General features: G+C 70.2%; 16 protein-coding genes and 1 tRNA gene. 10 read left to right on the top strand and 7 right to left on the bottom strand.

Annotated elements, in window-relative coordinates; all coding sequences use genetic code 11:
• Positions 1 to 14 precede the first annotated feature (14 nt).
• Positions 15 to 407 (bottom strand): cyclophilin-like fold protein, encoded by a 393-nt coding sequence (locus tag L0P92_RS17705; protein ID WP_234763699.1) that lies wholly within the window; start codon positions 405 to 407, stop codon positions 15 to 17.
• Positions 408 to 549: 142 nt separating this feature from the next.
• Between L0P92_RS17705 and L0P92_RS17700 the strand changes: the two genes are divergently transcribed.
• From L0P92_RS17700 to L0P92_RS17685, 4 genes are all read left to right on the top strand, one after another.
• On the top strand, positions 550 to 2,058 hold the full coding sequence (locus L0P92_RS17700) for a cytochrome ubiquinol oxidase subunit I (protein ID WP_234763698.1): 1,509 nt from the start codon (positions 550 to 552) through the stop codon (positions 2,056 to 2,058).
• Between the two features lie 20 nt (positions 2,059 to 2,078).
• Entirely contained in the window at positions 2,079 to 3,083 is a 1,005-nt protein-coding gene (gene cydB / locus L0P92_RS17695; protein ID WP_234763697.1) for a cytochrome d ubiquinol oxidase subunit II, read from the top strand.
• Positions 3,084 to 3,095: 12 nt separating this feature from the next.
• Positions 3,096 to 6,650: a thiol reductant ABC exporter subunit CydD gene (gene cydD / locus L0P92_RS17690; RefSeq protein ID WP_234763696.1), complete on the top strand. Its 3,555-nt coding sequence runs from the start codon at positions 3,096 to 3,098 to the stop codon at positions 6,648 to 6,650.
• A 144-nt stretch (positions 6,651 to 6,794) separates the two neighbouring features.
• On the top strand, positions 6,795 to 7,871 hold the full coding sequence (locus L0P92_RS17685; RefSeq protein WP_234763695.1) for a M23 family metallopeptidase: 1,077 nt from the start codon (positions 6,795 to 6,797) through the stop codon (positions 7,869 to 7,871).
• Positions 7,872 to 7,885: 14 nt separating this feature from the next.
• Here the strand turns inward: L0P92_RS17685 and L0P92_RS17680 are convergent, their stop codons facing one another.
• The 6 genes from L0P92_RS17680 to L0P92_RS17655 form a co-directional block, all read right to left on the bottom strand.
• Positions 7,886 to 8,755: a Cof-type HAD-IIB family hydrolase gene (locus tag L0P92_RS17680; RefSeq protein ID WP_234763694.1), complete on the bottom strand. Its 870-nt coding sequence runs from the start codon at positions 8,753 to 8,755 to the stop codon at positions 7,886 to 7,888.
• Positions 8,756 to 8,885: 130 nt separating this feature from the next.
• Positions 8,886 to 9,788: an LLM class flavin-dependent oxidoreductase gene (locus L0P92_RS17675; RefSeq protein WP_234763693.1), complete on the bottom strand. Its 903-nt coding sequence runs from the start codon at positions 9,786 to 9,788 to the stop codon at positions 8,886 to 8,888.
• Positions 9,789 to 9,913: 125 nt separating this feature from the next.
• A complete protein-coding gene (locus L0P92_RS17670) occupies positions 9,914 to 10,462 on the bottom strand; it encodes an RNA 2'-phosphotransferase (RefSeq protein WP_234763692.1) in 549 nt (182 codons plus the stop codon).
• A gap of 122 nt (positions 10,463 to 10,584) precedes the next feature.
• Positions 10,585 to 11,532, bottom strand: coding sequence for a MerR family transcriptional regulator (locus L0P92_RS17665; protein WP_234763715.1), 948 nt, complete (start codon positions 11,530 to 11,532; stop codon positions 10,585 to 10,587).
• Positions 11,533 to 11,576: 44 nt separating this feature from the next.
• Positions 11,577 to 13,334, bottom strand: a complete 1,758-nt coding sequence (locus L0P92_RS17660) for an SDR family oxidoreductase (protein ID WP_234763714.1) — start codon at positions 13,332 to 13,334, stop codon at positions 11,577 to 11,579.
• Positions 13,335 to 13,342: 8 nt separating this feature from the next.
• Positions 13,343 to 14,194, bottom strand: coding sequence for a M24 family metallopeptidase (locus L0P92_RS17655; protein ID WP_234763691.1), 852 nt, complete (start codon positions 14,192 to 14,194; stop codon positions 13,343 to 13,345).
• 278 nt (positions 14,195 to 14,472) lie between these two features.
• Here L0P92_RS17655 and L0P92_RS17650 point away from each other — a divergent pair, with 278 nt between their 5' ends.
• The 6 genes from L0P92_RS17650 to L0P92_RS17625 all read left to right on the top strand — a co-directional run bounded on the left by L0P92_RS17650 (position 14,473) and on the right by L0P92_RS17625 (position 18,802).
• On the top strand, positions 14,473 to 15,462 hold the full coding sequence (locus tag L0P92_RS17650) for an ABC transporter ATP-binding protein (RefSeq protein WP_234763713.1): 990 nt from the start codon (positions 14,473 to 14,475) through the stop codon (positions 15,460 to 15,462).
• Complete coding sequence (locus L0P92_RS17645; protein ID WP_234763690.1) at positions 15,452 to 16,360, top strand: ABC transporter permease; 909 nt, start codon at positions 15,452 to 15,454, stop codon at positions 16,358 to 16,360. Before L0P92_RS17650 ends, L0P92_RS17645 begins: the two co-directional genes overlap by 11 nt.
• Positions 16,357 to 17,268: an ABC transporter ATP-binding protein gene (locus tag L0P92_RS17640; RefSeq protein ID WP_234763689.1), complete on the top strand. Its 912-nt coding sequence runs from the start codon at positions 16,357 to 16,359 to the stop codon at positions 17,266 to 17,268. The genes L0P92_RS17645 and L0P92_RS17640 overlap by 4 nt, the downstream gene beginning before the upstream one ends.
• Before the next feature lie 10 nt (positions 17,269 to 17,278).
• A complete protein-coding gene (locus L0P92_RS17635; RefSeq protein WP_234763688.1) occupies positions 17,279 to 17,998 on the top strand; it encodes an ABC transporter permease in 720 nt (239 codons plus the stop codon).
• Positions 17,999 to 18,152: 154 nt separating this feature from the next.
• On the top strand, positions 18,153 to 18,398 hold the full coding sequence (locus L0P92_RS17630) for an SGM_3592 family protein (RefSeq protein ID WP_234763687.1): 246 nt from the start codon (positions 18,153 to 18,155) through the stop codon (positions 18,396 to 18,398).
• Between the two features lie 317 nt (positions 18,399 to 18,715).
• Positions 18,716 to 18,802 (top strand) — tRNA-Ser (locus tag L0P92_RS17625).
• Positions 18,803 to 19,550 lie beyond the last annotated feature (748 nt).

Genomic DNA, 19,550 nt, shown 5'->3' with positions numbered 1-19,550 from the left:
GCTTCGTAAGCCGGTCAGGCGTCCACGAGTTCCACGCGCACGGGGTCGCCGTCGCGGACGGTCGCCAACAGGCGAGGGTCGCCGTCGAGGTGGCCCAGGACGTTGCACGGGCTCGCGAGGCGGCACTCGTCGCCTCGCGAGATCGGTGTGGGGCCGTAGGGGAGGGCGAGCGCGTCGCCGTCGGTCCAGAAGGCGACCGTGCCCGGCTCGACCACCTGCCGGGCGTTGGTTTCACGTGGAACGGCGATGCCCGTGTCGAAGTAGACCTCCTCGCCCCAGGTGCGGGCGGTGGAGACGAGGGGCAGAGCCTTGGCGAGGGCCTGCGTCGTCGGGGTGTCGTCGAGGGTCGCGGTGAGGTGCCCTGCAGGCCAGGAGATCCGTATGTGGGTCGGCGTCGGTGTCTGCATGCCGCTGATTCAACAATATGTTGAAGTCCGCGCCAAGGGGTTGGGGCCGAGGAGGTACCCCCCTTTGAGGGGTCGAGGAGGGGTGCTGCATAATTGCTTGTGAATGTGAACGCTTTCACAAGCGGTAGTAAGGAGCGGCGACGTGGACCTGGCTTTGGCGCCGGAGACTCTGGCGCGCTGGCAGTTCGGTATCACCACCGTCTACCACTTTCTGTTCGTCCCCCTGACGATCTCGCTGGCAGCCCTCACGGCCGGCCTGCAGACCGCCTGGGTGCGCACGGAGAAGGAGAAGTACCTCAGGGCGACGAAGTTCTGGGGCAAGCTCTTCCTGATCAACATCGCGATGGGCGTGGTCACCGGCATCGTGCAGGAGTTCCAGTTCGGCATGAACTGGTCCGACTACTCCCGCTTCGTGGGTGACGTCTTCGGGGCGCCGCTGGCCTTCGAGGCGCTGATCGCCTTCTTCTTCGAGTCGACCTTCATCGGCCTGTGGATCTTCGGCTGGGACAAGCTGCCGAAGAAGATCCACCTGGCCTGTATGTGGATGGTCTCCATCGGCACGATCCTGTCGGCGTACTTCATCCTGGCGGCCAACTCCTGGATGCAGCACCCCGTCGGCTACCGGATCAACGAGGCCAAGGGACGGGCCGAGCTCACCGACTTCTGGCTCGTACTGACCCAGAACACCGCGCTCGCCCAGGCCTTCCACACCCTCTCGGCGGCCTTCCTCACCGGTGGCGCGTTCATGGTCGGCATCTCCGCCTTCCATCTGCTGCGCAAGAAGCACATCCGCGAGATGAAGACCTCGCTCAGGCTCGGCCTGGTCACCGTCGTCATCGGCGGCATGCTCACCGCGATCAGCGGTGACGTCCTCGGCAAGATCATGTACGAGCAGCAGCCGATGAAGATGGCCGCCGCCGAGGCCCTGTGGGACGGCGAGGCGCCGGCGCCCTTCTCCGTCTTCGCCTACGGCGATGTCGACAAGGGCCACAACAAGGTCGCCATCGAGATCCCCGGCCTGCTGTCCTTCCTGGCCAAGGACGACTTCAGCTCGTACGTCCCCGGTATCAACGACGTCAACAAGGCCGAGCAGGAGAAGTACGGTCCCGGCGACTACCGGCCCAACATCCCCGTCGCCTACTGGGGCTTCCGCTGGATGATCGGCTTCGGTATGACGTCGTTCGCCATCGGTCTGCTCGGACTCTGGCTGACCCGCAAGAAGTTCATGCTGCCGCAGCACCTGAGGGTCGGTGACGACGAGGTGCCGCATCTCGTGCTGCTGCCCCACAAGGCCCTCGGCCCGAAGCTCACCCAGTGGTACTGGCGTATCGCCGTGCTGACCCTGGGCTTCCCGCTGATCGCCAACTCCTGGGGCTGGATCTTCACCGAGATGGGCCGTCAGCCCTGGGTCGTCTACGGCGTCCTGCGCACCCGCGACGCGGTCTCCCCCGGTGTCTCCCAGGGCGAGGTCCTCACCTCGATGATCGTCTTCACCGCGCTGTACGCCATCCTCGCCGTCGTCGAGGTCAAGCTGCTCGTGAAGTACGTCAAGGCCGGCCCGCCCGAGCTCACCGAGGCCGACCTGAACCCGCCCACGAAGATCGGCGGCGACTCCCGTGACGCCGACAAGCCGATGGCCTTCTCGTACTAGGCCGAGGGAGCTGCACTGTCATGGAACTGCACGACGTCTGGTTCGTCCTGATCGCCGTCCTGTGGATCGGCTACTTCTTTCTGGAGGGCTTCGACTTCGGGGTCGGTGTCCTCACCAAGCTGCTCGCCCGCAACCGGCCCGAGCGGCGGGTGCTGATCAACACCATCGGCCCGGTCTGGGACGGCAACGAGGTGTGGCTGCTCTCGGCGGGCGGTGCCACCTTCGCCGCCTTCCCCGAGTGGTACGCCACGCTCTTCTCGGGCTTCTACCTGCCTCTGCTGGTGATCCTGGTCTCCCTGATCGTCCGGGGTGTCGCCTTCGAGTACCGGGCGAAGCGGCCCGAGGAGAACTGGCAGCGCAACTGGGAGCACGCCATCTTCTGGTGCTCGCTGATCCCGGCGTTCCTGTGGGGCGTCGCCTTCGGCAACATCGTGCGGGGCGTGAAGCTCGACCAGAGCCATGAGTACGTCGGCAATGTGCTGGACCTGCTCAACCCGTACGCGCTCATCGGCGGTCTGGTGACGCTGACGCTGTTCACCTTCCACGGTGCGGTGTTCACCGCGCTGAAGACCGTCGGGGAGATCCGGGAGCGGGCGCGGAAGCTGGCCCTGTGGGTCGGGCTTGTCGCCGCCGTACTCGCGCTGATCTTCATGCTGTGGACGCAGATCGAGAACGGGGACGGCAAGAGCCTGGTGGCGTTCGCCGTGGCCGTGGCCGCGCTGGTGGCGGCGCTGGTGGCGAACCAAGCCGGGCGTGAAGGATGGTCGTTCGCCTTCTCCGGCGTCACCATCGTGGCCGCCGTGGCGATGCTCTTCCTGACGCTCTTCCCGAACGTCATGCCTTCCTCGCTCAATGACGAGTGGAGCCTCACGGTCACCAACGCCTCGTCGAGCCCCTACACCCTGAAGATCATGACCTGGTGCGCCGTGATCGCCACGCCGATCGTGATGCTCTACCAGGGCTGGACCTACTGGGTCTTCCGCAAGCGGATCGGTACGCAGCACATCGCCGAACCCGTGCACTGAGGTGTGTTTCACGTGAAACCAATCGACCCGCGTCTCCTCCGATACGCCCGCGCCACCCGCCTCTTCCTGATCGCGGTCGTCGGCCTGGGTGCCGTCGGTGCGGGGTTGGTCATCGCCCAGGCGATGCTCATCGCCGAGGCTGTGGTGGGGGCGTTCCAGAACGGGATGTCGGCCGCTGAACTGCGCACTCCCCTGCTGTTGTTGGTGGCGGTCGCGATCGGTCGGGCGGGGGTCGCCTGGCTCACCGAGCTCGCCGCCCACCGTGCGAGCGCGGCGGTGAAGTCGGAGCTGCGGGGGCGGCTGCTGGAGCGGGCGGCCGAGCTGGGTCCCGGGTGGCTGAGCGGGCAGCGGACGGGATCGCTGGTCGCCCTGGCCACGCGTGGGGTCGACGCCCTGGACGACTACTTCTCGCGCTATCTCCCGCAGTTGGGGCTCGCGGTCGTCGTGCCGGTCGCGGTGCTGGCGAGGATCGTGACCGAGGACTGGGTCTCGGCCGCGATCATCGTCGGTACCCTTCCGCTCATCCCGATCTTCATGATGCTGATCGGCTGGGCCACACAGTCCCGCATGGACCGTCAGTGGCAGCTGCTGTCCCGGCTGTCCGGACACTTCCTGGACGTCGTCGCGGGGCTGCCCACCCTGAAGGTGTTCGGGCGGGCCAAGGCGCAGGCCGAGTCGATCCGGCGTATCACCGGCGAGTACCGCAGGGCGACCATGCGGACGCTGCGGATCGCCTTCATCTCCTCCTTCGCGCTGGAGCTGCTCTCCACGCTCTCGGTGGCCCTGGTCGCGGTGACGATCGGCATGCGGCTCGTCCACGGCGAGATGCATCTGTACGACGGCCTGGTCGTCCTCGTGCTGGCGCCCGAGGCCTATCTGCCGCTGCGCCAGGTGGGTGCGCAGTACCACGCGGCCGCCGAGGGGCTGTCGGCGGCCGAGGAGATCTTCGAGGTGCTGGAGACCCCGGTGTCGGCGACGGGGACCGCGGCGGTGCCGACGGGGGCGGTGTCGTTCGAGGGGGTCTCGGTTCGTTATCCCGGGCGGTCCGTGGACGCCGTGTCGGGTGCCGCCTTCGCCCTCGAACCCGGTGAGACGGTCGCGCTCGTCGGGCCGAGCGGCGTGGGCAAGTCGACGCTGCTGAATGTGCTGTTGGGGTTCGTTCGGCCGACCGAGGGGCGCGTCCTGGTCGGGGGAGCGGATCTTGCCGAGCTCGACCTCGACGCATGGCGCTCCCGTATCGCCTGGGTCCCCCAGCGGCCGCATCTGTACGCCGGGACGATCGCCGAGAACGTACGGCTGGCGCGTCCCGACGCGGACGACGGCGCTGTACGGCGGGCGCTGGAGGACGCCGGGGCGATCGAGTTCGTGGACGCGCTGCCCCGGGGCGTCGACACCGTGCTCGGCGAGGACGGGCTCGGGCTGTCCGCAGGGCAGCGGCAACGGCTCGCGCTGGCCCGCGCGTTCCTCGCGGACCGGCCCGTGCTGCTCCTGGACGAGCCGACGGCCGCCCTCGACGGGGCCACCGAGGCCGAGGTCGTGGAGGCCGTGCGGAGGCTGTCGGTGGGACGGACGGTGCTGCTCGTGGTGCATCGGCCGGCGCTGCTGGGCGTGGCCGACCGGGTGGTGCGGCTGGCGGAGGCGGGGGCGGAGGCGCCCGAGCAGGCAGGCGCACTGCCCAGCACGCCCGTGTCCGCCAGCCGTGTCATCGAGCCGGAACTGCACGCCGGCATGGAGCAGAGAGAGCACGGCGGTGCCGCGGCGGACGGGAGCCGGACCGCTCCGGTCGACGCCGAGGCCGTGCCCCCTACTGCGGGCTCGCGAGGTGTCCTCGCCCGCGTCCGTGCCATGTCCGGCCCCCGGCGCGGTCGTCTCGCGCTCGCGCTGCTGCTCGGGAGCCTCGCGCTCGGCAGTGCCGTCGGGCTCATGGCCACCTCCGGATGGTTGATCTCGCGGGCCTCGCAGCAGCCGCCCGTGCTGTATCTGATGGTGGCCGTCACGGCGACGCGCGCCTTCGGTATCGGCCGGGCCGTGTTCCGGTACGCCGAGCGCCTGGTGTCACATGACGCGGTGCTGCGGATGCTGGCCGACACCAGGGTCGCCGTGTACCGGCGGCTGGAGCGGCTGGCACCGGCCGGGCTGCGCCGCACGCGGCGGGGCGACCTGCTGGCGAGGCTCGTCACCGATGTGGACGCGCTTCAGGACTACTGGCTGCGGTGGCTGTTGCCCGCGGCTTCCGCGGCCGTCGTGTCCGCCGCGGCCGTCGGCTTCACCGCCTGGCTGCTGCCCGAGGCCGGTGCCGTACTCGCGGTCGGGCTGCTCGTCGCCGGGGCCGGGGTCCCGCTCGTCACGGGCGCCGTCGCCCGACGCGCAGAACGCAGGCTGGCCCCCGCCCGAGGCGTGCTCGCGACACGGGTGACGGATCTGCTCACCGGCACCGCGGAGCTGACCGTCGCCGGCGCCCTGCCCAGCCGTACCGCCGAAGCGCGGCGGGCCGACGGGACGCTCACCCGGATCGCCTCGCGGGCCGCCACCGCGACCGCGCTCGGCGACGGACTCACCGCGCTGGTCTCCGGGTTCACCGTCGCCGCCACGGCTCTCGTGGGCGCCCAGGCGGTCGCCGACGGGCGGCTCGGCGGCGTCGCGATGGCCGTTGTAGTCCTCACCCCGCTGGCCGCCTTCGAGGCCGTCCTCGGCCTGCCGCTCGCCGTGCAGTACCGGCAGCGGGTGCGCAGGAGCGCCGAGCGCGTGTACGAGGTGCTGGACGCGCCCGAGCCGGTACGGGAACCGGAGCGGCCCCGGCAGGCGCCCGCGTCGCCCTTCCCGGTCGCCGTCCGGGATCTGACCGCCCGCCACGCGGGCCAGGACCGGGACGCGCTCGCCGGCCTCGACCTGACCCTGGAGGAGGGCCGCCGGATCGCGGTCGTCGGGACGTCCGGTTCCGGCAAGACGACGCTGGCGCAGGTGCTGCTGCGCTTCCTGGACGCCGCCGCGGGCTCGTACACGCTGGGTGGCGTGGACGCGTACGCGCTGGACGGCGACGACGTACGGCGGCTCGTCGGACTGTGCGCGCAGGACGCGCACCTCTTCGACAGCTCCGTGCGCGAGAACCTGCTCCTCGCCAAGAAGGACGCCACCGAGGACGAGCTGCGCGACGTCTTGAAGCGCGCCCGGCTGCTCGACTGGGCCGACGGCCTGCCCGACGGTCTGGACACGCTCGTGGGCGAGCACGGGGCACGGCTGTCGGGCGGCCAGCGGCAGCGGCTCGCGCTGGCCCGCGCGCTGCTCGCCGACTTCCCCGTCCTCGTCCTCGACGAGCCCGCCGAGCATCTCGACCTGCCGACCGCCGACGCCCTCACCGCCGACCTGCTGGCCGCCACCGAGGGCCGCACGACGCTGCTCATCACCCACCGGCTGGCCGGTCTTGAGGCCGTGGACGAGGTGGTCGTGCTGGAGGCGGGGCGGGTGGTGCAGCGAGGGCCGTTCGCGGAGCTGGCCGCGGTGGAGGGGCCGTTGCGGCGGATGGTGGCGCGGGAGGAGGAGGCGGATCTGCTGGTGGGGGCGCCGTAGCGCCCGCGCTTCACCGCGCCGGCCCCTGGGTGGTTCTGCCGGTGTCCGCGTCAACGTCCCTACTGCCCCATCCGCAGCAACACGTCCCCCAGGCGTACGACCTGAACAAGGCCTTGGCCCGATCCGCGAGCCAGGATCGCTGGCATGCGCTCATATCGCCGTCGCCTCCTGGTCGTTCCGGCGCTCCTGTGCGCGATCACCTCACTCGTCGCCCGGCCCGTCGACGCCGTCGGCGACGGCAAGGGCGGGCCGAACCACAACGGCACCGGCGGTGACTCGGTGCTCAGCGCGCGGGTGGTGAAGCTGTACGAGGACGCGGCGCGGGCGACGGAGCGGTACCAGGCGGGGCGCCAGGAGGCCGAGGCGCAGCGGGCGAAAGCCCTGCGGATCGAGAAGCTGCTCGACCGGGAGCGACGGGAGATCGGCGTCCTGCGCGAGGACCTGGGCCGGCTCGCGCGTGCCCAGTACCGCAGCGGTGGCGGGATGCCGCTCACCGCGCAGATCCTCCTCGCGTCGAGCCCGGACCAGCTGATGCGCGGCCAGCATGTGTTCTCGCAGACGAATCTGGCCGTCGGCAACGCCATCGACAAGAGCCGCCGCGCCGAGGCCCGGCTCACTCGGGACGAGGCCAGATCGGCGGCGGCCTGGGAGTCGCTGGAGAAGCGCAACACCGAGCTCGCCCGGCTGAAGAAGGGCATCGAGGACAAGCTGGAAGAGGCCAGGTGGCAGTTGCAGGGTGAGGCCGACGCCTCCGTGGCGGCCGGCTCCTGCCCGGGTGCCGTTCGGCTCGACCAGAAGAAGACGGACGGTGCGGGGGCGTGGGTCGCGCCGGTGCGGTCGTACGAACTGTCCGCCGGGTTCGGCAGCGGTGGGCTGCGGTGGGCGCACCGGCACACCGGGCAGGACTTCGCGGTGCCGATCGGTACACCCGTGCGCGCGGTCGGGGACGGGCAGGTGGTCAAGGTGGCGTGCGGCGGAGCCTTCGGCATGGAGATCGTCGTCCGCCACGCCAACGGCTACTTCACGCAGTACGCCCATCTCGCGACCGTCGCCGTGGACCAGGGCGAGCGCGTCGACACCGGGCAGTGGATCGGCCAGTCCGGCACGACGGGCAACTCCACCGGCCCGCACCTGCACTTCGAGGTGCGGGTCACTCCCGAGATGGGCTCGGCGGTGGATCCCGTGCCGTGGTTGACGAAGCGGGACGTGCCGGTCGGCTAGTCGCGGCGCGGGGCCTAGGGCCGTTCCGCCAGCAGTTGTTCGATCACGACCGCCACACCGTCGTCGTTGTTGGCGACCGTCCGCCCCGACGCGGCGGCGATCACATCCGGGTGGGCGTTGCCCATCGCGTACGACTGGCCCGCCCACGTCAGCATCTCGACGTCGTTGGGCATGTCCCCGAAGGCCACGACCTCCTCGTGCGAGATCCCGCGCTCGGCGCAGCACAGGGCGAGCGTGCTGGCCTTGGAGACGCCGGGGCCACTGATCTCCAGCAGGGCGCTGGGGCTGGAGCGGGTGACGTTGGCGCGGTCGCCGATGGCGAGGCGGGCGAGGGTGAGGAAGGCGTCGGGATCGAGGGTGGGGTGGTAGGCGAGGATCTTGAGCACCGGCTCGTCGGCGCCCGGGGCGTCCGGGGCCAGGAGGTCCTCGGCCGGCGCGAGACTGTCCGGTATCTCCATGTGCAGCTTGGGATAGTCCGGCTCCTGGTAGAAGCCGTACGTCTGCTCCACCGCGTACACCGTGCCCGGAGCCGCGTCCCGCAGCAGCCGTACGGCGTCCAGCGCGTTCTCCCGGGCCAGCTCCCGCACCTTCACGAACCGGTGGGCGCCGGGACCGCCGTGCAGATCGACCACGGCGGCGCCGTTGCCGCAGATCGCCAGACCGTGACCGTGGACGTGGTCGCTGACGACGTTCATCCAGCGGGCCGGGCGGCCGGTGACGAAGAACACCTCGATGCCGGCCTCCTCGGCGGCGGCCAGCGCGGCGATCGTGCGCGGGGAGACGGACTTGTCGTCCCGCAGCAGGGTGCCGTCCAGGTCGGTGGCGATGAGCCGCGGGCGGACGGCGGCCGCCGGGGTCTGGGGCTGTCGAGTCGCTGAGGTCACCGGCTCATTCTCCCGCATATGCCCGCACGACCGTGCGGCAGTCCGCACATCTGAGGGGGTGCCTGAGGAGAAACCGCCCCCGACGACACCGCTCCCAGCTCGCTGACCAGCACTGTCACCTCGGTCGATCTCACCGCAGCTGTGCCATGGCCTCCATGGCGATCTGCTCGAAGACCTTCTCGTCGGCCGCGAAGTCCGAGTCGGGGATCGGCCAGTGGACCACGATCTCGGTGAACCCCAGCTCCTGATGACGCCCCGCGAAGTCCACGAACGCGTCGAGGGACTCCAGCGGACGGGCGCGATCCGGGGTGAATCCGGTGAGCAGGACCTTGTCGAGTCCCGCCGCGTCCCGGCCGATCGCGGCGCAGGCGTCGGCCAGCTTCTCCACCTGTCCGCGAATGGCTTGAACCGACTGTTCAGGAGTGCCGTTCTCGTACAGCTTGGGGTCGCCCGTGGTCACCCAGGCCTGCCCGTACTGCGCCGCGAGCCGAAGCCCGCGCGGCCCGGTCGCGGCGACCGCGAAGGGCAGCCGGGGGCGCTGCACACAGCCCGGGATGTTCCGCGCCTCGTGCGACGAGTAGAAGTCGCCCTCGTACGACACCGAGTCCGAGGTCAGCAGCCGGTCCAGGAGCTGGACGAACTCGGCGAACCGGTCGGCCCGCTCGCGCGGTGACCATGGCTCCCGGCCGAGGACGGTGGCGTCGAACCCGGAACCGCCCGCCCCCACGCCGAGCGTGAAACGGCCGCCGGAGATGTCGTCCAGGGAGATCAGTTCCTTGGCGTAGGGCACCGGATGCCGGAAGTTCGGCGAGGTGACCAGCGTGCCCAGCCGCAGACGGTCGGTGACGGCGGCGGCGGCCGTCAGCGTCGGCACGGCGCCGAACCAGGGGCCGTCACGGAAGCTGCGCCAGGAAAGGTGGTCGTAGGTGTACGCGGCATGGAAGCCGAGCTGCTCCGCGCGCTGCCATGCCTCGCGGCCCCCCTCGGACCAGCGGCGGTACGGGAGGATCACGGTGCTCAGGCGCAGACTCATATGACCGAGCCTATGCGGCCGAACGGGTTTCACGTGAAACAGTCACCGCGCGCGGCTGCCCGGCCACAGAGTGAGGCCGACCGGCACGGGAGTGCCTTGGGCGCGGCGGCGTGTCCGAAGGAAGATCAGTGCGACTCCGGGAAGCGCAGATACTCCGGCGGTACGGCCTTCGTCAGCCATACTCCGTTCGCGCTGACGTGGAAGACATGGCCGTCGCGGTGCATGGCGTCGGCGTCCACCGAGAGCACCACGGGGCGGCCGCGCCGGGCGCCGACCCGCGTCGCGGTCTCGCGGTCGGTGGAGAGGTGCACATCGTGCCTGTTCATGGGCTTGAGGCCGGCGCTGCGAATCGCGTCCAGGTTGCGGGCCACGGTGCCGTGGTAGAGGTACGGCGGCGGTGTCGCCGGGGGCAGTCCGAGATCGACATCGATGCTGTGGCCCTGACTGGCGCGGATCCGGGAGCCCTCGATCGCGAAGCGCCGTTTGTCGTTGGCGGCCACCACATGGTCCAGCTCTTCCCGGGTGAACCGGAATCCGTGCGCGGTCGCGGCGGCGATCAGGGTGTCGATCTCGACCCAGCCGCCCTCGTCGAGTGTGAGCCCGATCCGCTCGGGCTGGTGGCGAAGGTGTTTCGAGAGGTACTTCGACACCTTCACGGTGCGTCTTTCGTCCATGCCATCAGCCTGCCGGTAGAGGCACGAATCACGCGAACGATTTCGCTCCGGATGTTTGATCCACAAGCAAGTCGGGTTATCCACAGGGGAATTGGCGATTCTGTGGACAACGAGCCGTCGATTCAAGAGGTTTCGTCAAGATCAGCTGATGAGCTGTGATTTGAGGCAAGCCGGTCCAAGGTGCGGGCGCGCACTTCCCGTTCGGTGGCCAGACTGACGAACGTCGCGGCCTGCTGTGGACCAACCAAGCGCTCCACGGTCTGCATTGTCTCTTCGGGAACGAGCACTGTTCTCGTCCGGTTCCGAAGATCAGGAGCCTCGGACGTGCCGAGTTGCTGTCGTAGGTGGCGTACTGCCAACAGGCGCATCGCCCGGGCGAGTTCGGCATCCACGGTGTGCTGTGCGAGTGGGCGCAGCCGTCGTACGAGAGAGGCCGCTTCGGAGGCTTCCGCGTCTGTCGGACGGTTGGTTCCGTCGAGATAGCGGGCGAAGACGTGTTCGGTGGTGAACTCCAGGAAACGGGCGGCGATGTGCTCGACCTGACCCCTCAACTCCCGTAGGTGAGCGGAGATCGCGGACAGCGGGACCCCGGCGGCGTGCAACTCGACGGCCACGGACAGCTCTTGGGGGCTCGGTACGACGAAGGTGTCCTCGTCGTCGGGGGCCGGCTCCAGTACGCCGAGCTCCACGGCCTCGGCCACCGCCGCGTCGTCGGGCGTGCCGCCGAAGCGCCGGTCCAGCTCGGCACGCGAGATCCGTACCGCCTCCTCGTCGGTCCAGGGCCCGTCGACCTCGGCGACGAGCCCGAGTACCCCGCCGAGGCCACGACCGGCGTCCCAGGCCTCCAGGAGCTCCTTGATGGAGGCCAGGGTGTAGCCGCGGTCGAGGAGGTCGGCGATCTGGCGCAGACGGACGAGATGGGCGTCGCCATACAGGTTGGCGCGGCCCCTGCGCTCGGGGCGGGGGAGCAGGCCACGGTCCTGGTAGGCGCGGATGGTGCGGACGGTGGCGCCGCTGAGGTGGGCGAGGTCCTCGATCCGGTAGGCGGGCGGGGGCGGCCCCTCGGCCATGTGGCCGCCCTCACCGCGCTGTTCGGCCGGGCGGCCGCCCTCGCTCACAGGGGTGGCTCCAGCCGCGCGATCCTGCGCAGCGCCCTCGGCGTGAACCGCGACATCAGATACGCCCCCCGTGCCTCCGGCGTCACCGGAACCACGGCCTCACCGCGCACCACCGCCCGCAGGATCGCGTCGGCCACCTTCTCCGGCGGATAGTTCCGCAGCCCGTACAGCCGGGCGGACTTCTTCTGGCGCCGCTTCTCCTCCTCGGCGTCGACCCCGGCGAAGTGCGCGGTCGAGGTGATGTTGGTGTTGACCAGGCCCGGGCATATCGCGGTCACGCCGATGCCCTGTCCCGCCAGCTCCGCGCGCAGGCACTCGCTCAGCATCAGGACGGCCGCCTTGGAGGTGCTGTAGGCGGGCAGCGCCTTGGAGGGCTGATACGCCGCCGCCGACGCGGTGTTGACGATGTGGCCGCCCTGTCCGCGCTCGGCCATCTGCCTGCCGAACAGCCGGCAGCCGTGGATGACGCCCCACAGATTGACGTCGAGGACCTTCTTCCAGTCCTCGGGAGTCGTGTCGAAGAAGGAGCCCGACAGCCCGATGCCGGCGTTGTTCACCAGGACGTCCACGACGCCGTACTCGGCGGCGACCTTCGCGGCGAGCTTCTCCATGGCCTGCTCGTCGGAGACGTCGACGGTCTCCGGCCAGGCCTCGGGTGCGCCGATCAGACGGGACATCTCGGCGGTGCGGACCGCGGCCTCGACGTCCCGGTCGACGGCCACCACGCGCGCGCCGGCCTCGGCGAACGCGTACGCCGTCGCCCGCCCGATGCCGCTGCCCGCGCCCGTGACCAGCACGAGCTGCCCGCCGAAACGGTCGGCGTACTTCCCGGTCGCCGTGACCCCTTCCGGGCGGCCGCCCTCCACGGAGGTCACGAACTCGGTGATCCAGGAGGCAAGTTGGTCGGGGCGGGAGCGCGGGATCCAGTGCTTCGCCGGCAGGGTGCGCCTGGTCAACTGTGGAACCCACAGCTCCAGTTCGTCGTAGAGCCGTTCCGAGAGGAATGCGTCCCCGAGGGGCGTGATGAGCTGCACGGGCGCGTGGGCGTACGCGTCCTGGCGCGGGTGGCGCAGGCGTGCCCGCACGTTGTCCCGGTACAGCCACGCCCCGTGTGCCGCGTCCGTCGGCAGGGACGAGGTCGGGTAGCCGCTGCCGGGGACCTTCTCCATGCGCTCCAGGATGCGGGGCCAGGTCTTGCCGAGGGGGCCGCGCCAGGCCAGTTCGGGCAGCACGGGCGTGTGCAGCGCGTAGACGTACCAGGACTTGGCGCCTTGGCCGAGGAGTTGACCGACCCGGCGCGGGGTGGGGCGCTTGAGACGGCTGTTGATCCAGTGACCGAAGTGGTCCAGGGACGGCCCGGACATGGAGGTGAAGGACGCGATCCGGCCCTCGGTGCGCTTGACGGTGGCGAACTCCCAGGCCTGCACGGAGCCCCAGTCGTGCCCCACCAGATGCACGGGCCGGTCCGGGCTGACCGCGTCCGCGACGGCAAGGAAGTCGTCCGTCAGCTTCTTCAGCGTGAACCCGCCGCGCAGCGGCTTGGGCGCCGTCGACCGGCCATGGCCCCGGACGTCGTACAGCACGACATGGAAGCGGCCGGCCAGCCGCGGCGCGACCTCGGACCACACCTCCTTGCTGTCCGGATAGCCGTGCACCAGGATCACCGTCGGCTGTCCGGGATCGCCCAGCTCGGCCACGCACAGCTCGACTCCGCCGGTCTGCACCCGGCGCTCACGCGCCTCTTCGAGAGTCACCGGCACCGTCACTTCTCCTCCGCCCAGCGCCGCACGTGCGGCAGATCGTCGTCCAGCCAGAAGGCGCTCTGCTCGGGGTCCCTGGAGTCGGTGACGACGAGGATCTCCTCGAACTTCGCGCCCGTGCCCCGGAATCCGAGGTGCGGTTCGACCGCCCACAGGCCCGGCTGCGGCGGGTGGTCGGAGAAGCGGTACGGCGACCACAGCGGGGACCAGCCGTCGCGATGGCCGTGCAGCGCGTCGCTCGCCAGACCCTTCAGGGACTGCGTGCCGAACCCGAAGACATGCGGTGACCAGCGGCGTTCCTTGACGCGGTCGACCTTGTGGGCGATCACGCCGAAGGGGTAGGCGCGGTGCCGGTTGGCGTAACCCTGGCGGACCATGAGCCGGTCCACGTCCTCGTAGATCTCCCGAAGCGGCCGCCGCTCGCGCACCTCGCGCAGGATCAGCTCCCGGTGTGCCTCCAGGTCGGCCATCAGCCGGTCCTGCACGGGGCTGATGCCGAGCGAGCCGGAGTAGCCGATGTCGGCGGTGTAACCGTCGTACACCGGGGCCATGTCCAGGATGAACGGCATCCCGGGCTCCAGCCGCCGGTTCGTGGGGAAGAACTGCAGCGGGATCCGGAAGTTCACGAACGCCGTGCGGTCGCCGAACCAGGCGAAGGGCAGATGGAACCAGTCGCGTACGCCGCGCTCGCGCAGCCACTCGCGCTGCATCCGCGCGGCCTCGCGCTCGGTGATGCCCGGCTCAAGCCGCGCCGCGACGGCCTCCGCGCATGCGTAGGCCAACTGCTGGACCTGCCTGAACCCGCGCAGTTCCGCGGAGTCCACGGAGAGCCCGCCTGTCACCGCCGTAGTCATGCCACCGCCCCACCTTGTCCACACCGACTGCGGTACGTGCCCGTAACTTGACACTGGCGAATGTGACAGTTGTTAGAGGCTGCGTCAATAGGGCCGCCGAGGGCTGTGGAAAACTCTGCCGATGCCCCGGCCGAACCCCCGCCGATGTGGAAAACCAGGGGCGCGCACCTCGACTCAGGGGTGACCCCTAGGGCCCCGTAGTCCTGGAGTCTGACTCCAATACAGCTCTGCGGGGTGACGACCGGCGTGGTCCGCGTCACTACCTTCGAAGCGTGACTGTGATCGCGACCGAAAGCCTGAGCAAGCGGTTCCCGAGGGTGACCGCGCTTGACCGGCTCTCCGTGGACGTCGGGCCCGGTGTGACCGGACTCGTCGGAGCCAATGGAGCCGGCAAGTCCACACTGATCAAGATCCTGCTGGGTCTGTCCCCCGCCACCGAGGGCCGAGCCGAAGTGCTCGGACTCGATGTCGCCACCAAGGGCGCCGACATCCGCGAGCGGGTCGGCTATATGCCGGAGCACGACTGTCTGCCACCCGACGTCTCGGCCACCGAGTTCGTCGTACACATGGCACGCATGTCCGGCCTGCCGCCCGCCGCCGCACGCGAACGCACCGCGGACACCCTGCGCCACGTCGGTCTCTACGAGGAGCGCTACCGCCCCATCGGCGGCTACTCGACCGGCATGAAGCAGCGCGTGAAGCTGGCCCAGGCCCTGGTGCACGACCCGCAACTGGTCTTCCTGGACGAGCCGACCAACGGCCTCGACCCGGTCGGCCGCGACGAGATGCTCGGCCTGATCCGCCGCATCCACACCGACTTCGGCATCTCGGTCCTGGTCACCTCCCATCTACTGGGAGAACTGGAGCGCACCTGCGACCACGTGGTCGTCGTCGACGGCGGCAAGCTGCTGCGCTCCAGCTCCACCACCGACTTCACCCAGACCACGACGACCCTCGCCATCGAGGTCACCGACAGCGACGACCATCCGGACGGCACCCGCGCGGCGCGCGACGCGCTGCACGCGCGCGGGGTGGACGTCCTCGACGGCAGCGGCGGCCTCCCCGGCGCCGGCCACATCCTGCTGCTCACCGCGCAGGGCGAGGAGACCTACGACCTGGTGCGCGACGTCGTCGCCGACCTCGGACTCGGCCTGGTCCGCATGGAACAGCGCCGGCACCACATCTCGGAGGTCTTCACCGACAGCGGGCAGGGCAGCGAGCAGAGCACCGAAGCACAGCGGAAGGAGGCGGTCGGCCATGGCAGTTGAGCACCCCGTAGCCGCACAGCCGGGTGACCAGACCCGCATCCACAACATCGGCTACCGCACCTACGACGGCCCCCGCCTCGGCCGCTCCTACGCCACCCGGTCCCTCTACTCGCAGTCCCTGCGCGGCGCCTACGGCCTCGGCCGGTCGGTGAAGTCCAAGGTGCTGCCGATGCTGCTGTTCGTGGTGATGTGCGTGCCGGCGGCCATCATGGTCGCCGTCGCGGTCGCCACCAAGGCCAGCGACCTGCCCGTCGACTACACCCGCTACGCGATCGTCATGCAGGCCGTGATCAGCCTGTACATCGCCTCGCAGGCACCCCAGTCCGTCTCCCGCGACCTGCGCTTCAAGACCGTACCGCTGTACTTCTCGCGGCCCATCGAGACCGCCGACTACGTCCGCGCGAAGTTCGCGGCGCTGGCCTCGGCGCTGTTCATCCTCACCGCCGCCCCGCTGATCGTGCTCTACGTGGGCGCGCTGCTGGCCAAGCTCGACTTCGCCGACCAGACCAAGGGATTCGCGCAGGGACTGGTCTCCGTGGCACTGCTCTCACTGCTGCTCGCCGGCATCGGCCTGGTCATCGCGTCGGTCACCCCGCGCCGCGGCTTCGGCATCGCGGCCGTGATCGCCGTACTGACCATCTCCTACGGCGCCGTCTCCACGCTCCAGGCCATCGCCGAGGTGCAGAACAGTTCGGGCGCCATCGCCTGGATCGGCCTCTTCTCGCCGGTCACGCTGATCGACGGCGTACAGACCGCCTTCCTGGGCGCCACGTCCGCCTTCCCCGGCGGAGTCGGCCCGACCAACGGGGAAGGCGCGGTGTACGTCCTCGTCACCCTCGGCCTGATCGCCGGCAGCTACGGCCTGCTGATGCGCCGCTACAAGAAGGTGGGACTGTGACCACGCTCCAGATCGACCATGTCTCCCGCTGGTTCGGCAACGTGGTCGCCGTCAACGACATCACCATGACGATCGGCCCCGGCGTCACCGGCCTCCTCGGCCCCAACGGTGCCGGAAAGTCCACCCTCATCAACATGATGGGCGGCTTCCTCGCTCCCTCCACCGGCACCGTCACCCTCGACGGGCAGCAGGTGTGGCGCAACGAGTCGATCTACCAGCACATCGGTATCGTCCCCGAGCGCGAGGCGATGTACGACTTCCTCACCGGGCGCGAATTCGTCGTCGCCAACGCCGAGTTGCACGGCCTGGGCGCCAAGGCGGCCCAAAAGGCCCTGGCCACGGTCGAGATGGAGTACGCCCAGGACCGCAAGATCCAGACGTACTCCAAGGGCATGCGCCAGCGCGTGAAGATGGCGAGCGCCCTTGTGCACAACCCCTCGCTGCTCCTGCTCGACGAGCCCTTCAACGGCATGGACCCGCGCCAGCGCATGCAGCTCATGGACCTGCTGCGGAAGATGGGCGACGAGGGCCGCACCGTCCTCTTCTCCTCGCACATCCTCGAAGAGGTCGAGCAACTCGCCTGGCACATCGAGGTCGTGGTGGCCGGACGGCACGCCGCGAGCGGTGACTTCCGCAAGATCCGCCGTCTGATGACCGACCGCCCGCACCGCTACCTGGTGCGCTCCAGCGACGACCGCACCCTCGCGGCCGCGCTGATCGCCGATCCGTCGACGTCCGGCATCGAGGTCGACCTGGCGGAGGGCGCGCTGCACATCCAGGCCGTCGACTTCGGCCGCTTCACCACGCTGCTGCCGAAGGTGGCGCGTGACCACGGCATCCGCCTGCTCACGGTCTCGCCGTCGGACGAGTCCCTCGAGTCCGTCTTCTCGTATCTGGTCGCGGCGTAGGAGGCCGAAGATGTACGACCCCACAGTCGCCCGGCTCACCTATCGAGCCCTGCTCGGCCGCCGCCGGGCCCTCATCCTCGGCGCGTTGCCCGTGCTGCTCATCGCGATCTCGATCGCGGTGCGCGGGCTCGCCGGCGCCGACGACCAGACCGCGTCCGACCTGCTCGGCGGGCTGGCGCTGGCCACCATGGTGCCGATCATCGGCGTCATCGCCGGCACCGGCGCGATCGGGCCGGAGATCGACGACGGCTCGGTGGTGTATCTGCTGTCCAAGCCGGTGAAGCGGCCGACGATCATCTTCACCAAGCTGATCGTCGCGATTGCCGTGACCATGGTGTTCTCAGCACTGCCCACCTTCATCGCGGGCCTCATCCTCAACGGCAACGGCCAGCAGATCGCCGTCGCCTACACGGTGGCCGCGCTCGTCGCGTCCATCGCCTACGCCGCGATCTTCCTGCTGCTCGGCACGGTGTCCCGGCACGCGGTGGTCTTCGGCCTCGTCTACGCGCTGGTCTGGGAGGCCCTGTTCGGCTCCCTGGTGTCCGGTGCGCGCACGTTGAGCGTCCAGCAGTGGGCGCTGGCGGTGGCACAGAAGGTCGCGGGCGGGGACCTGGTGACGTCGGACGTCACCCTGCCCACCGCGACGGTGCTGCTGGCCGTGGTCACCGTCCTCGCGACCTGGTACGCGGGGCAGAAGCTGCGGTCGCTGACGCTGGCCGGCGAGGAGTAGGCGGCGGAGGAGATATCGAGCGGCCGAGGAGATGGAGAGCGGCCGAGGAGATAAAGGGCCGGGCGCTTGAACCGGCCCGCTCTTGACGGGGGCTTCACCTCTGCCCGGGCACACTGGGCAAAGGTGGATGGACTGTACGAACTGGAGGACGGCGATGGCAGGCGGCGGCACGGCGCGGCACGAGGATCGCGAACAGTCCGGGGACGACACCTGGAGCAACCTGGTCCTGGACGACGACTTCATACGTGCGGCCGGGACCGCCGAGCCGTCCGCCCGCGCCCGCATGCTGGCCGCGCGCTGGCGCCGCGAGGATCCGGAGCCGCAGCCCTGGCGCTCCGACGAACCGCCGGCCGGATGGTTCTTCAGCAAGGGGCGCCGACGCAAGTGGCGCCGCCGGTAAGGGGCGTACGGGGAAAGGTACGGGGCGTACGGGGAAACGTACGGCGCCTTTCCTCGGCCCCTTAAATCAGTGGCGGCCAACTCGGCGTACAGGCACAGTGGTTGTGTCCACACCGCCGGACGACGAGTTCGGCGCCACGTTCTGGGAGAGGAGCGCGACGATGTCCATGCACGGCAGTACGTCGAGCTCCCGACAGGGCAGCCGGCGGCGGACTCCGGAGTAATCGCTACCCCTCCGTAGAGTCCGTACCGCACGGGGAGCTGCCCGGGGCGGCCGCTTCGAGCACGCGATGTCGCTCTCGCGTGGGTCGCCCACCCGGAGGATTGGCCGAGTGGTAAGGCACTGGCTTGCTAAGCCATGGTCGGGTCTGAAGGCCCGCGCACGTTCGATCCGTGCATCCTCCGCGAGACGTTGCCACTGGGGCTGGGCCGTGGTGCAGGGGTTGGGGTTCCTTGAGCCGGCGCTCGGCGTTGCGGCTGAGAGGTCGGCTGTACGGCCCTGCGTTTCGGGCCGCCGCCCGCGCCCACCCGTGCGGCACGCATGCCCGCGGTTTTCGACGACGCCATCGCCCTGCGCGCCCGGAACGCAACCGTCTTCACCCACCGCCCGCCACCTGTTGCCTTCAGCGACGCGCCGCAGGGGCCCGGTGCCTCAGCTGCGCGCGGCGGAAACTCGGCTGGTCTCAGCCGCGCTCGCCCGGAACCAGCTGCCTCAGCGGCGCGTCGCCGGAACCTGCTGTCCTAAGCCGCGCGCTCGGAGCCGCGTGGCCTCAGCCGGGTGTCGCCGGGGCCCGATGTCTCAGCCACGGGCGGCCGCAACTCGGCTGGCCTCACCCACGCGCGTCCGGGACCAGCTGTCCCCAGTGCCTGCCCCCGGTCCCTACTGTCCCAGCCTCGCGCCGCCGGAACTCGGCTGGCTTCAGCCGCGCTCGCCCGGAACCAGCTGCCTCGGCCGGGCGTCGCCCGGGCCCCGCTGGCCTCGGCCGCGAGTCAACCGAACCCCCTGCCCCAAGCCGCGCGCACCAAAGACCTCCTGTCCTCAGCCACCCGCGCCCGGAACCACCCCGCCTTCAGCCCTCCGCGCCAGGAACCACGCAGTCCTCAGCCCTCCGCGCCAGGAACCACGTAGTCCTCAGCCCCCGCGCCCCGGCCC

It is taken from the genome of Streptomyces muensis (assembly GCF_021474425.1).
Lineage (GTDB): Bacteria > Actinomycetota > Actinomycetes > Streptomycetales > Streptomycetaceae > Streptomyces > Streptomyces muensis.
Note: the sequence above shows the minus strand (reverse complement) of the source record. Positions and strands in the feature narration are given on the sequence as shown.